Annotated in this window: 12 protein-coding genes and 1 rRNA gene; 4 read left to right on the plus strand and 9 right to left on the minus strand. The window is 63.2% G+C overall.

Annotation, left to right across the window (positions count from 1 at the left end; translation table 11 throughout):
• Window positions 1-381, minus strand: a 16S ribosomal RNA gene (locus ENJ19_03105); the annotation flags it as partial.
• A 328-nt stretch (window positions 382-709) separates the two neighbouring features.
• On the minus strand, window positions 710-1906 hold the full coding sequence (locus tag ENJ19_03110; protein HHM04714.1) for a tyrosine--tRNA ligase: 1197 nt from the start codon (window positions 1904-1906) through the stop codon (window positions 710-712).
• A 419-nt stretch (window positions 1907-2325) separates the two neighbouring features.
• Here ENJ19_03110 and ENJ19_03115 point away from each other — a divergent pair, with 419 nt between their 5' ends.
• Both ENJ19_03115 and ENJ19_03120 read left to right on the plus strand, forming a co-directional pair.
• A complete protein-coding gene (locus ENJ19_03115) occupies window positions 2326-3687 on the plus strand; it encodes a peptidase M23 (GenBank protein ID HHM04715.1) in 1362 nt (453 codons plus the stop codon).
• Between the two features lie 8 nt (window positions 3688-3695).
• Window positions 3696-4823 (plus strand): anhydro-N-acetylmuramic acid kinase, encoded by a 1128-nt coding sequence (locus tag ENJ19_03120; GenBank protein ID HHM04716.1) that lies wholly within the window; start codon window positions 3696-3698, stop codon window positions 4821-4823.
• 13 nt (window positions 4824-4836) lie between these two features.
• Here ENJ19_03120 and ENJ19_03125 read toward each other — a convergent pair whose 3' ends face one another.
• The 7 genes from ENJ19_03125 to ENJ19_03155 form a co-directional block, all read right to left on the minus strand.
• Window positions 4837-5994 (minus strand): citrate synthase, encoded by a 1158-nt coding sequence (locus ENJ19_03125; protein HHM04717.1) that lies wholly within the window; start codon window positions 5992-5994, stop codon window positions 4837-4839.
• 196 nt (window positions 5995-6190) lie between these two features.
• Entirely contained in the window at window positions 6191-6553 is a 363-nt protein-coding gene (gene erpA, locus ENJ19_03130; GenBank protein ID HHM04718.1) for an iron-sulfur cluster insertion protein ErpA, read from the minus strand.
• Window positions 6554-6599: 46 nt separating this feature from the next.
• Window positions 6600-7205, minus strand: coding sequence for a polymer-forming cytoskeletal family protein (locus ENJ19_03135; GenBank protein HHM04719.1), 606 nt, complete (start codon window positions 7203-7205; stop codon window positions 6600-6602).
• Between the two features lie 18 nt (window positions 7206-7223).
• Window positions 7224-7940, minus strand: coding sequence for a hypothetical protein (locus ENJ19_03140; protein ID HHM04720.1), 717 nt, complete (start codon window positions 7938-7940; stop codon window positions 7224-7226).
• A gap of 22 nt (window positions 7941-7962) precedes the next feature.
• Entirely contained in the window at window positions 7963-8997 is a 1035-nt protein-coding gene (locus ENJ19_03145; protein ID HHM04721.1) for an N-acetyl-gamma-glutamyl-phosphate reductase, read from the minus strand.
• Window positions 8990-9940 carry a c-type cytochrome gene (locus ENJ19_03150; GenBank protein HHM04722.1) on the minus strand — a complete coding sequence of 317 codons (951 nt, stop codon included), beginning with the start codon at window positions 9938-9940 and terminating at the stop codon, window positions 8990-8992. Before ENJ19_03150 ends, ENJ19_03145 begins: the two co-directional genes overlap by 8 nt.
• A 38-nt stretch (window positions 9941-9978) precedes the next feature.
• Entirely contained in the window at window positions 9979-11178 is a 1200-nt protein-coding gene (locus ENJ19_03155; protein HHM04723.1) for a c-type cytochrome, read from the minus strand.
• A 73-nt stretch (window positions 11179-11251) separates the two neighbouring features.
• On the opposite strand from ENJ19_03155, the gene ENJ19_03160 reads away from it, so the two are divergent.
• Window positions 11252-12094, plus strand: a complete 843-nt coding sequence (locus ENJ19_03160) for a hypothetical protein (GenBank protein HHM04724.1) — start codon at window positions 11252-11254, stop codon at window positions 12092-12094.
• The gene (locus tag ENJ19_03165; protein HHM04725.1) at window positions 12079-13209 is read left to right on the plus strand and encodes a 6-bladed beta-propeller; all 1131 of its coding nucleotides are present in this window, start codon (window positions 12079-12081) and stop codon (window positions 13207-13209) included. Before ENJ19_03160 ends, ENJ19_03165 begins: the two co-directional genes overlap by 16 nt.
• Window positions 13210-13350 lie beyond the last annotated feature (141 nt).

Consider the following 13350-nt stretch of genomic DNA (forward strand, 5'->3'; position numbering starts at 1 on the left):
GCTGGATCAGGCTTTCGCCCATTGTCCAAGATTCCCCACTGCTGCCTCCCGTAGGAGTCTGGGCCGTGTCTCAGTCCCAGTGTGGCTGGTCGTTCTCTCAAACCAGCTACGGATCGTCGCCTTGGTAGGCCATTACCCCACCAACTAGCTAATCCGACGCAGGCTCATCCAATAGCGGCCGAAGCCTTTACCCCTTGGGGCATATGCGGTATTAGCCTGAGTTTCCCCAGGTTATCCCCCACTACTGGGCAGATTCCTACGCGTTACTCACCCGTCCGCCACTCGTCAGCACCCAGCAAGCTGGGCCTGTTACCGTTCGACTTGCATGTGTTAAGCATACCGCCAGCGTTCAATCTGAGCCAGGATCAAACTCTTCAGTTTAAAGAGTGTGACTGCTGACGCAGTCGGTTCTAGCCGGATGCCATCCCTGAAAGGGCGCATCCTATTTTACTGTTGCGAGCTTCGCCTTACGCAAAGCGCCCACACAAATTGCTTGGTTCTCATGATTTTTTAAAGAGCGGGTTGGGCGTCTCCCCAACCGAGGCGGGCATTATACAGCCCGTTTCCCCTTCGTCAACCCCCCGCGGAGGCGGCCTGTCTGGCCTGGCTGGTTGCCCCGGCCCCCGAAGGCAAGGCGCGAATTATACGCACTTGACCCGGCTCGTCAACCACTTTGTGTGATAAATGATGATGCCGGACCAGGATGTGCTCAAATCACGGCCACACGAGCAAAGCGGCGCTTGCCGACCTGGAACACATGGGTCGAGCCCGGCGCCACCACGATGGCCCGGTCCTCCACCCGCTCGCCGTCAATACGCACCGCCCCCTGTCGCAACATGCGCAGGGCCTCGGAGGTGCTCGCGGTAAGACCCGCTTCTTTGAGCAAATTGGGTAATGGCAGCCCATCGGCACCACCGGGAAGTTTCTTTAACGGCAACTCGTCCGGCAAGGCACCGCGCTGGAAACGGGCGACAAAAGCCTCATGCGCCCGCCGCGCCGCCGCATCGCCGTGAAACCGGGCCACCAGTTCGCGGGCCAGACGGAATTTCACGTCGCGGGGATTGAGCCCCTGCTCGATCTGCGCCCGCCATGACGCCAGGGTGGCGGAAGATTCGAAACTCAACAGATCGAGATAGCGCCACATCAGCGTGTCAGACACAGACATGAGTTTGCCGAACATCTCCTCGGGCGGGTCCTGGATGCCAATGTAATTCCGCAGGGATTTGGACATTTTCTGCGTACCGTCCAGGCCCTCGAGGATGGGCAGGGTCATCACCACCTGCGGCGCCTGCCCCCAGTCCTTTTGAAGCTCCCGCCCCACAAGCATATTGAACTTCTGGTCTGTGCCACCCAGTTCCACATCCGCCTTCAAGGCGACGGAGTCATAACCCTGAATCAGCGGGTAGAGAAATTCATGAATGGCAATGGCCTGCCCGCGCTGGTAGCGCTTGTGAAAGTCGTCCCGCTCCAGCATCCGCGCCACGGTGTGCCGCGCCGCAAGCTGAATCAGGCCTGCCGCGCCCATTTCGTTCATCCAGCTCGAGTTGAACATCACCAGCGTTTTTTCCGGCTCCAGGATTTTGTAAATCTGGGCCTCGTAACTGCGGGCGTTGTCGATCACCTGTTCACGCGTGAGCGGGGGACGGGTAACGCTCTTGCCCGTGGGGTCACCAATCATGCCGGTGAAATCGCCGATCAAAAAAACGGCTTCATGGCCGAGATCCTGAAACTGGCGCAGCTTGTTGAGCAATACAGTGTGACCCAGGTGCAAGTCCGGCGCCGTCGGATCAAATCCCGCCTTGACCCGCAACGGCCGAGCCGATTCCAGCTTTCGTTTGAGCTCATCTTCCAATAAGATCTCTTCCGCACCGCGTCGCAGAAGATCCCAACCGCCACCGGACATCATTTCTCCAACCCCTCAACTGACCAAAGTTTAACTGCTTGTTGAAAAAACTCCGTTTTTCGACAAGCAGTGTGCGGTGTGTGGATGCCCCGTCATATTCAATGACGACAAGTCATTGAACAGGTGAGGCCGCCGCAAACCGCGTCTGCGGCGGCCGGCCTTGAAAAAGACCGGGAAAACCTTGTTAAGCATCCTGCTTAAGGCGCACAAGCTTACCACAGGGTTATTCCGAAACCCGCTCAACGGCTTGCCAGGGCTTAATCTTCCTGTCGGATACGACCGTTAACATTAGAGTCAGGAACATGGATTTATCAATGTTGGCCCGAATATCCCTGTCAATCCAGCAAGCCCCTGTTATGCGCATTGACGCGCTCCTGCGGCCAAGCTAACTTTAGCCCTGACAAACACTATCTTGACGACCCATGTCATTCCGATCTTCACAAACCGCACCTTACGCGCGCTTCAGACATATTCATTGGGTCCTTTTGGGCGTGGCGCTGATCGGGCTGGGCGCTGTATTGGGTCTGCGTTCCGGCGATGCCAGGGCTGTACGGTCCAGCAATTTGAGCGCCCAGGGTGAAATCACCCTGCCGCTTGAGCTGCCGCCGCTGCCCCTGCCCGCCGAAGCCACAACCGCCGGCTCCGCCAACACGCACCAGGCGGGGCCGCGGCGTGAGCCCGCCGGTGACTGGCATGAGCTTGAAGTACGGCGCGGCGACAACCTTTCCACCCTGTTTGCCCGCGCCGGCCTGGGGGCCACGGAGGTCTATGCCGTGCTGGCCGCGGGCGCCGACACCCAAACGTTGCAACGGCTGTATCCCGGCGAGAAACTGCGCGCACGCGTCGATGAAGGCAGGCTGCAGGAGCTGATTTACGAGCAGGACGCGCTGCGCGCCTTGCATGTGATCCGCACTGGCGATCAATTGCGCGCCCAACGCATCGAACGCCCGGTGGAACGTCGCCTCGCCCACAGTACCGCCACCATTGACAGCTCACTGTTTGTGGCGGGACAGGCCGCCGGCCTGTCGGACAAACTCATCATGGAACTGGCCGGTATTTTCGGGTGGGACATTGATTTCGTACTGGACATCCGCGCCGGCGACCGCTTCAGCGTCATATACGAAGAATTGTACCGGGAGGGTGAGAAATTGCGCGACGGCCACATCCTCGCCGCCGAGTTCGTCAATCAGGGCAGGGTCTACCGCGCGGTGCGCTACGGGAAAGAGGGTGGGTCCACCGATTTCTATGACCCCAAGGGCATGAGCATGCGCAAAGCTTTTTTGCGCACGCCGGTGGACTTCACCCGCATCAGTTCCCGCTTCAATCTGCGCCGCAAACACCCGGTATTGAACCGGATCCGCGCCCACCGGGGGGTGGACTATGCGGCGGCCAGCGGCACACCGGTGAAGGCCACCGGTGACGGCAAGGTCGTTTTCCGCGGTGTCAAAGGGGGCTACGGCAAGACCATCGTTTTGCAACACGGCACCCGCTACAGCACCCTCTACGCCCATCTGTCGCGCTACGCCCGGGGCGTGCGCGCCGGCCGCCGGGTCAGACAGGGCCAGGTCATCGCTTACGTGGGTCAAACCGGCCTCGCCACCGGCCCCCATTTGCATTACGAATTTCGCATCGACGGCGTGCACCGGAACCCGCTGACGGTAAAATTTCCGGACGCAATACCCATCGCCCCCCGCTACAAACAAGATTTCCTGAACACCGCCAAGCCGCTGCTGGCCCAGCTGGATACCCTGAACCGGGCCACCGTGGCCCTGCGGCAACCCTGATTCGCCCTGTGTCCAGCGAGCGCTATATTGGCCTGCTGTCGGGCACCAGCATGGACGGTGTGGATGCCGCGCTGGTGGATCTCAGTGGGTCGCGCATGCGTCTGCTCGCCACCCACAGCGCAGCTTTCCCTCCTGATTTGCGCGATGCCCTGCTGCTGCTCATTGAAGGCCATGTCACACTCACCCAGATCGCGGCCGCGGACGTGCGCCTGGGGCATTTGTTTGCCGCCGCAGCCACAGCCCTGCTGGAGGTGGCAGCCTGTGCACCACGGGACGTGCGCGCCATAGGCAGCCACGGCCAGACCGTATGGCATCAACCCGAAGGCGAGACACCCACCAGCCTCCAGTTGGGGGACGCCAATATCATTGCCGAACGAACCGGCATCACCACCGTGGCAGACTTCCGCCGCCGCGACCTCGCCGCCGGGGGTCAGGGCGCGCCGCTGGCCACGGCTTTTCATGCCGCCGCCTTGCGTGGGCGCGGCGAAGACCGGGCGGTACTCAACGTCGGCGGCATCGCCAACCTCAGCACCCTGCCTGCCGACCCCGCCGCTCAGGTGCTGGGTTTCGACACCGGACCGGGCAACGTGCTGATGGACGGCTGGATCCGGCGCCATCTGGGGAGAAACCGCGATGACGACGGCGCCTGGGGCGCATCGGGCCAGGTCAATGACGCCTTGTTGCAGGGCTTGCTGGCTGACGGCTACTTTTCCCGCCCGCCACCCAAAAGCAGTGGCCGGGAATACTTCCACCTGGGCTGGCTGGAACGCGCAGTGGCGGCGACAGGCCGGGCGATCGCGCCGCAGGACGTGCAAGCGACCCTGTGCGAACTCACGGCGGTAAGCGTTGCCCGGGCTGTGAAGAAATATCTCCCCGGTGCCAGGCGTCTGCTGGTGTGCGGCGGCGGCGCTCACAACCGCGCCCTGATGAACCGGCTGCGCCGGCACCTGCCCGGCTGTACGGTGAGCGACACCCGGGCAGTGGGCCTCGACCCGGATTGGATGGAAGCCATGGCCTTCGCCTGGCTGGCGCAGCAACACTTAAACGGACGGGCTGGGAACCTGCCTTCGGTGACCGGCGCGGCCCACCCGGCAATCCTGGGTGCGGTTTATCCCGGCGATTCTGCCGAGGGGTAGGACGGCAAAGATTTCAACGGGAATCCAGGGGCGTGTACTCACGCAAGCCACTGCCCGTGTACACCTGGGTGGGACGGAAGATACGGTTGTAGCGCAGCTGTTCACGCCAGTGCGCCAGCCATCCCGCACAGCGGGACAAGGCAAACATGGAGGTGAATTGATCCGGTGGCAGGCCCATCTCCAGATAAAGAATGCCCGAGTAGTAATCCACGTTGGGGTACACACCTTTGGGCGCGAGCCGCTCCGCCGCCGCCTCTTCCAGCGCCAGAGCGGTTTCAAACAAAGGATTGATCCTGCCACCCCGGGCGTCCATCAGCTTCACCACCAAAGCCTGGAGAATGGCGGAGCGGGGGTCTTTGACTTTGTACTCCCGATGCCCCATGCCCCAGATTTTTTCCTTGGCTGCGAGTTTTTTGTCCAACCAGGTGCGCGCCTTTTCCGGCCGGCCGATCTCTTCGAGCATCTCCACCACGCGCTGATTGGCGCCACCGTGCAAAGGCCCGAACAAGGCACCGACGGCCGCCGCCACTACCGCGCTTGGGGTGGTCAGGGTGGAAGCCGCCACGCGGGCCGCAAAGGTTGAGGCATTGGTGGTGTGCTCCGCGTGCAGCACCAAACAGGTGTCGAGAATGCGGGCAATGAGGGGATCGGGGTCCGTTCCCGAGAGCATGTAGAGAAAATTCTCGGCATGGCTCAGATCGGTGCGGGGCTCAATGGGATCATAGCCTTTGCGGATATGCTCCCACATGGCCACCAGCGTTGCCATACGGGCGATAATGCGCACCGACATGCCGTGGATGTAGTCCAGATCCTCCCAGGCCTTGGCACGCGCGAGCCGCTCGGTGCCGGGATAAAACATGCCCAGACTGGCCACCGCGGTTTGCAGCATCTCCATGGGGTGACCGGTGGCGGGCAGGCTTTTCATCATGGCCCGGATGTTGTATTTCATGCGGCGGTTGGCTCGCAGCCGTTGGTCGAAATCCGCCAGTTGGTCCCGGTCGGGCAACTCGCCGTCCAGCAGCAGCAAGGCAGTTTCCTCGAAGCTGCTGTGGGCCGCCAGCGCCTCAATGGGATAACCACGGTAAGCCAGTATGCCGCGCTCACCGTCGATGAAGGAAATGCTGGACTTGGTGGCCGGAACACCCTCCAGGCCGGGCACATAGTCGTTCATGGCATTACTCTGAAAACCACACACGGGGAAGGCGCAAAGGATAGCAGAAACACAAAGGGGGCGCCCCAAAGAGGCGTCCCCAAAGGGGAAATGGGCTTGACCCGGCATCCGCCAGGCATCACCGCGGGAGAGCGACCTCACCGGCTCGCAAGGCCGCCACCGGAACGACGTCACCCGCCGGGAGGGACGCTCCGCCTCAGGCCGAAAAAGATGAGCCGCAACCGCAGGTGGTCGTGGCATTGGGATTGCGAATCACGAACTGCTCGCCCTCAATGCCCTCGGAGTAGTCGATCTCAGCACCCACCAGGTACTGGAAACTCATGGGATCCACCACCAGCGTCACACCGCCTTTTTCCACCACGGTGTCCCCCTCATTGATGTCTTCATCGAAGGTGAAACCGTACTGAAAGCCGGAACAACCGCCACCGGAAATGAACACCCGCAACTTGAGCGCGCTATTGCCCTCCTCGTCGATGAGCTGTTTCACCTTGCCTGCCGCGGCGTCAGTAAAAACAAGGGGCGGCTGCTCGTCCACTGCCGTTGCCGTAACACTAGTCATAGGATGGCTCCTGAAAACGCTTTCGCCGCATTATCTTATTTCCCAGCTATACAGTCAACTTTGTAGTGGCCGCCCCCGATGCGGCGCTCTTGTCCTCGCTCTCAGCCAGCGCGTCGTAGAGACGCTCGCCCTTGTCCACCATGGAAGACTCGATGGTGATGGTGTGCGACTCCTCGGCGAAACGGGGAGTGGCACCGTCGTCCTGCTCCGCTCCGCCCTCAATGGCCAGGCGGGGCGGCATGTCATTGTCGCGCGCCAGAGCGGGGGCGGGCTTGTCAAACTCCTCTTCCGGCATGTGCACCAGCTGGCCGTTGATCTCCGCCCCCATGGCCATTTCGATACGGTTGTAGTAAATGTTGCCGGTCACCTTGGCGGTGGTCATCAGCTCCACACAGCCGGCCACCCAGATGCTGCCTTGCACCGTGCCACTGATCACCACATTTGGCGCCTGCACATCACCCAGTATTTCCCCTTGCTGGCTGATCACCAGGAGGCTGTTGCGCTGGCCCTCTTCGGAGACCACATTGCCCGCAATCCGGCCTTCAACGTGCAAGCCACCGGTGAAAACGACATCTCCGTTCAAGCGCGTCCCCTCACCGATGAGGGTGTCAACGTGTAAGTTGCTGCGCTTTTTTTTCTTATCGCTAAACATAGTTGCACCTGCTTTTATCTAGCTCGTGACTTCTTGCCACACGAATGCCTTTTCGATGCGTTGGCGCTTGGGTCGATCCATGTCAATCCTCACGACAACCCGAGTCGGCACAAAATTTTCAGGCAATATAATATCGCCTTGGGCCGCCTGAAAGTATTTAAAGCGGAATTTTATTTTTGCCACGGACGCCGCCATGTCAGCCAGGGACAACTCCCTGGACGCTCCATCCTGCAATCCCTGCACCAACAAATGCACAAAGCCCCGGGTCACGCGCGCACCCTTGCTCACCTGTGACAACACCAGTTCATAAGCATAGCCGCGCTCGTTGCCGCTGGGCGTCAGCTTCAGGCGCTGCACCCGTATACCCTGAGCCGCTTGCGAGGGCGAAACCAGGCCACGATAGAAGGCCGCTTCCTCTTTGAGTTCCAGCACCTCGTCCTGCAGATCCTTGAGCGAGCGCTCCACCTCGCTGTAGGCCTGCCGGTCCACTTCCCGGGCTTCTTTGAGATTGGCCACCTGCTGACGCATTTCCCCAGCCTGCCGGCGCCAGCTTTCCACCGCCTCCATCAGCGCGTCCCGCTCTTCCCGGGCGCGCAGAATGTCGAACCCCGCCTGATAGCGCCCGATCTCAAACGCTCCCCAGCCCACCGGTACCAGCAACGCCCAGGCCAGAATCGCCAGGTAGCGCCGCTGCGGACCCCGGTGCCGGGCCAGCAATTTCGACGCGCTGGTCACGGACGCGGCAATCCTGTCACCATCATGGCGACAAAGCGATGGCGCCCAGCCCGGCGCCCTCGTCCAGCTCAAACATCAGGTTCATATTCTGCACTGCCTGACCCGCCGCGCCTTTGACCAAGTTATCAATTACCGACAACACCACCACCGTGCCGCCGTTTTGCGGCCGGTGCACGGCCAGGCGGCAGGTGTTGGCGCCGCGCACGCTGCGGGTTTCGGGATGGGCACCGGGGGGCAGCACGTCCACAAAGGGCTCGTGGGCATAGCGCTGCTCGAAAATGCGCTGCCAGTCCCGGTGCGCCCCGGCCTCCTCCCGCAGATACAACGTGGCGTGCATGCCACGCACCATGGGCAGCAGATGGGGGACAAAGGTCAGGCCCGGCAGCCGCCCGGTAAGCTGTTGCACACTCTGGCGGATTTCCGGCAGGTGGCGGTGGCCGGGTACGCCGTAGGCCTTGAAGCTTTCCGACACTTCGCTGTAGAGGGTGGCGGTGCTGGCACCACGCCCGGCACCGCTGACGCCAGACTTGGCATCCACCACGATGTGATCCAGATCCACGCCGCCCGCCTCCAACAGGGGCAGCAGACCCAATACCACGGCGGTGGGATAACAGCCGGGATTGGCCACCAGCCGGGCGCCCGCGAGGCGCTCCCGGTTGAGTTCACACAGGCCGTACACCGCCTCCGGCAGCAATTCCGGGCAGGCGTGGGGCTGGCCGTACCAGCGGGCCCACTCGGCCGCATCACCCAGGCGGAAATCGGCCGACAGGTCGATCACCCGCGTGCCCGCCGCCAGCAAGGCCGGTGCCATGGCCATGGCGGCGCCATGGGGGGTGGCGAAAAACACCACGTCGCAGCCGCTCAGCCCGTCCACGTCCGGCTCGGTGAAGTGCAAATTCACCACATGGCGCAGATTGGGGAACAACTCGGCCACCGGCCGCCCCGCTTCCCCCCGCGAGGTGACGCGCGTCAAGCGGGCGTGGGGGTGGTGCGCCAGCAGGCGCATGAGTTCGACGCCGGTGTAACCGGTGCCGCCGACCAGGCCGACCTCAATCATGATTCGCTCCGTTCCCTTCCTGGCGCCACATGATACGGGGGCGCGCCGCCTCAGGAAAGCGGGACCCGTTCCCGCCGCGGGCCAGGGGATGGAAGGCCCGGTCGATGTAGCGCACCAGGGCATCAATCTCCGCCGGCTGCAACACCCCGCCCCAGGCCGGCATGGTGGTGCCGGGCAGGCCCTCGCGGATCACCCGCCTGAGGCGCGCCGGGGTCATGGCGGCCATGGCGCGGGGATCGGTGAGATCGCGGGGATGTGGCTCCAGAAAGCGGCCGATCCAGTTGCGGCCGGTGCCGTCGGCGGCGTGGCAAAAGGCGCAATTGTCCTGGAACAAAGCCTCCCCGCGCCGCTCCTCCGGCGTGGCATCAACCAGTAGCGGCGCCACCTCGTGGCGGGCGTAGGGCGAGGCACCGGAGACGGCATCGGGTGAGGCCTTCCCGGGGCGGAAACCGCCGCGGGGATAGGACACGGCGCGGAGATCGAACACGGCCTCCGGGGAGGCGCGGCGGCTGCCCTCGTGGCAGGTCACACAGCCGGACCTGAACAGGCGCAGGCCCTCCCGCTGGCCGGGCGTCAGACCATCGGCCGGGGTATCAACGGGCACCTCCCCCAGGGCAAAAGGAAAAGCGGCGCGGTAGCGCTGGTGATCGGGCCAGCCGTTTTCCGGGGTGTGGTAAGCGGTGTTGGCGGCCCGGCGCGCCATGAAAGTGCTCCGCACATAGGCCACCACCGCGCGGATCTCCTTCTTGCTCAGCAGCTTGGCGAAGCTTTTCATGGCGGTGCCAGAACGGCCATGGGTGACGGCAGCGACCATGCGCGCAGTGCTCAGGCTCTTGGGGTCGGTGGCAGTGAAAGCACGCGGCGGCGGGTCCAGATAGCGGGCAGCCACGGTCCTGGCATCGCCATTGTAGCCGTGGCAGAAATAGCAGCGGGCATTGTACACCGCCCGCCCCAGGGCTATTTCACCTTCAGTGGGGACGGCTAGTGCGGTTTTTTTTTAGCCGGCGAAGAGGCGTCGGGTGAGACAAAGGCCGTGAACACAAACTCCGCCACATCGGCGATTTGCTGGTCGCTGAGCACCTTGCCCCAGGCCGGCATCACGGTGCCACGCAGGCCATCGCGGACCGCGCCAAACAAGGCCGGCCGGTTGAGGCGGCGCCTGGCGTCGGCGGACAAGAAGTTCCGCGGCTTCGGATTGATGAACTTGGACCGCGGCCCCTTGCCGTTCCCTTCCCTGCCATGGCAGTCAAGGCAGTTGTTCATGTAAAACTCGCGGCCCGCGTCGCGGTCCCCGTGCAGGCCGGCAGGGAAGGGTGCGGCCATATCAGCCTGCGCCACGGGCGGATGGGAGGGGGGCGGAGCGGAAGCAATGAAGCGCTCCCGCACATAGTCCACCACTGCTTCGATCTCGGCGGCACTGAGCCGCTTGGCAAAAGACATCATGGCCGTGCCCGGCCGGCCGTAGGTCACTGAAGTGATCATGCGCTCGCGGGTCAGCTCCGCCGCCGTCTCTGGGGCGGTGAAATTGCGCGGCGGCGGATTAAGGCTGGCCTGGGTCCACATGGCACCGCTGCCTTTGTCACCATGACAAACGGCGCAATGGCGGGTATAGATCTCCTCACCCAGCACGAGCCTGCGCGGCCGGGCCGGGCCGGCCTTGCCCGTCATAAAGGTCGCGCGGATATAGTCCACCACGTTCTCCACCTGTCCGGCGCTCAGCCGGCCGCCAAAGGCCACCATGGCCGTGCCCGGCCGGCCGTAGGTCACTGAAGTGATCATGCGCTCGCGACTCAGTTCCTCGCGGGCGTGGGCCGTGGTGAAATTGCGGGGCGGAGGGCTCAAACCCCGGCGGACGCGGGTATTGCCATCGCCCCGGTCACCGTGACAAACGGCGCAGTGTTTCTTATAAATCGCGGCGCCTTCGTTGCTGCCTGAGGGGAGATCAGCGGCGGGTGCCGATGCCGCGCCCAGCAGCAGTCCCGCAATCAGGCCTGCGCCACGGTGAACCGCGCGCGCCAGACCGCGTCCATGAGACGCCCGTTTCCGCGAAACCCTGTTGTTGGCAGTGAAAACCCGCAATGTTTTGACCATTCCTTCCGACATTCCCGGGCGGCGTTGATTTATAAGACAAACACACCAAGACGAACGCTGCGACCGCCGCCGCCCGGGGGCGCGGGACATTGTGGCGCAATTCCGAGAATTGCGCTACTCTTTGCCGACCGCATCGGGCCAGGCAGGGCTCCAGCGAGGGAGCTTGTCCTCCAGGCACGATGCCCTGCACGAGACACTGAGGGAGGGGGCTTTCAGTCTCATGGTGAACAGGGGCTCACAGCGCAGTTTCACATTCGCACAACGTTTGCGCATGCCATTGTTGGCAGGCCTCGCTCTGCCCGGCACCGTGCTCATGACCGCTTTGGCCGGCGCCGCCCCCACCCTGCTGGGCACCAAGCACGATTTCGTCGGCTTGAACGACCGCGTCGGGGTGGTGGCCATGCCGGGCCTTGCCTTCTCCGATCTGGGCTCGTCGTGCGTGTACTGCCATCTTCCCCCCGACCGCAAAGAGGCTGACAGCGGCGCCAAGGGCGGCATTCCCGGCTGGAACCGTTTCGTCCCGCCGGTGGGGGCGTATGATCTGTACGACAGCCGCACCCTGGACAACAAAGTCCGCGCCCCCAGCCCCATCAGCATGCTGTGCCTGTCCTGCCACGACGGCACCATGGGTGTGGACATGACCGTGTTCAAGCCCGACGGCTGGGAAAGTGCCGATGACGCCGCCCTGCATCTGCGCCTGAACGGCGGTGACAGCCTGTTCAACTGCGGCAAGTGCCACAACGGCCGGGTGGCCCACAATATTTCCATCAAGCACATCGGCACGGATTTGACCAACGACCATCCCTTTTCCATGACCTACGCCGGCCTGACCAACAAGGACCCGGACTTTCGCACCCCCGACGGCCCCTACGGCTTCGACAACGGCGTGAAGCTCTACGACGGCAAGGTGGAATGCGCCACCTGCCATAATGTGCACAACCCCGATGTTGAAATTCTGCTTCGCACCCGTGCCGATCAGCTGTGCGAGACATGCCATATCAAGTGACCGAGAAGCATCCAGCCCCAGGCCCCGAATCCCAAGCCCCGTGTTCCAGATTTCTCCCACTGACCCCAGGGGGTCTGGCGCTTGTTCTTGTCAGCCTGTTGTCGGGCTGCGCCAGCCCGACCCGGGCGCCCGAGGGCTTTGAGCCACCCGTCTACCCGCCGCCACCGGACGAACCCCGCTTCGTTTACGAACGCACTTTGCGCGTGGCCGAAGACGTTCAGAAACTCACGGGATTTGAAAAACTGCGGCTCGCCGCCACCGGCAAAAGCCCCGTGGCACGGGGACTGGTCAAACCCTATGGTGTGGCCGTGCGCCAGGGCAGGGTCTACGTTACCGACACCGCCCAGCGCGCCGTGCTGCTGTTCGACATGGCCGCCGGCCGCTACCGCCAGTTCGGCGAACAAGAGCCCGGTGCACTGATCAAACCCACAGGCATTGCCGTCTCGCCCACGGGCGAGGTGTTCGTGGCCGATACCTCCGCCCGGCGGATCAGGGTCTACGACCCGGACGGGGCCTATCTGCGCACCCTGGGCAACGATGAGTTGCTCACCCGGCCCAGCGGCGTCGCCCTGAGCCCGGATGGCAGAACAGTCTACGTGGTGGACGTGGGCGGGGTGGACACGAACCATCACCGGGTACAGGTGTTCGATGCCCAAACCGGGCAGCACCAGCAGACCATTGGCACCCGCGGACGGGAAGGCGGCCAATTCAACCTGCCGCTGCAGGCCGCCACCGCCCCGGACGGCACCCTGTACGTGGTGGATGGCGGTAATTTCCGGGTCCAGGCCTTCACCGCCGCGGGCGGCTATGTGTTCTCATTCGGACGGCTGGGGCGCTTCCCGGGTCAGTTCGCCCGCCCCAAAGGCATTGCCACCGACCGCAACGGCAACATCTACGTGGTGGACGCCGCCTTCGGCAACGTGCAGCTCTTCAATCCCAAGGGTCAGGTGTTGATGTTCATCGGCCGCCGGGCACGGGCCAGTTCTCCCGGTCAGTTCAGCCTGCCTGCAGGAGTGGCGGTGGACGAGGGCGGACGGGTGTACGTGGTGGATCAGTTCTTCCGCAAGATAGACATCTTCAGGCCCGTGGGCCCGGACACTGCGACGCCACCTTAACAGGATGTTGAAAAAGGCCGTCCTGGCCTTTTTCAACGCCGGAAGCCGAAAATGCGATTTCCGGCTTCCTCACGTTTTCAATGACTTGCCGTCATTGAAAACGGCGGCGCATCCCCGCGCCGCGGCACAGGCTGCCGAAAA

It is taken from the genome of Gammaproteobacteria bacterium (assembly GCA_011375345.1).
Classification (GTDB): domain Bacteria; phylum Pseudomonadota; class Gammaproteobacteria; order DRLM01; family DRLM01; genus DRLM01.

Coding starts and splice junctions, on each gene's coding strand:
- ENJ19_03165 (HHM04725.1), top strand. CDS start 12,079: ATGCCATATCAAGTGACCGAGAAGCATCCAGCCCCAGGCCCCGAATCC.
- ENJ19_03135 (HHM04719.1), bottom strand. CDS start 7,205: ATGTTTAGCGATAAGAAAAAAAAGCGCAGCAACTTACACGTTGACACC.
- ENJ19_03155 (HHM04723.1), bottom strand. CDS start 11,178: ATGTCCCGCGCCCCCGGGCGGCGGCGGTCGCAGCGTTCGTCTTGGTGT.
- ENJ19_03145 (HHM04721.1), bottom strand. CDS start 8,997: ATGATTGAGGTCGGCCTGGTCGGCGGCACCGGTTACACCGGCGTCGAA.
- ENJ19_03125 (HHM04717.1), bottom strand. CDS start 5,994: ATGAACGACTATGTGCCCGGCCTGGAGGGTGTTCCGGCCACCAAGTCC.
- ENJ19_03110 (HHM04714.1), bottom strand. CDS start 1,906: ATGATGTCCGGTGGCGGTTGGGATCTTCTGCGACGCGGTGCGGAAGAG.
- erpA (HHM04718.1), bottom strand. CDS start 6,553: ATGACTAGTGTTACGGCAACGGCAGTGGACGAGCAGCCGCCCCTTGTT.
- ENJ19_03115 (HHM04715.1), top strand. CDS start 2,326: ATGTCATTCCGATCTTCACAAACCGCACCTTACGCGCGCTTCAGACAT.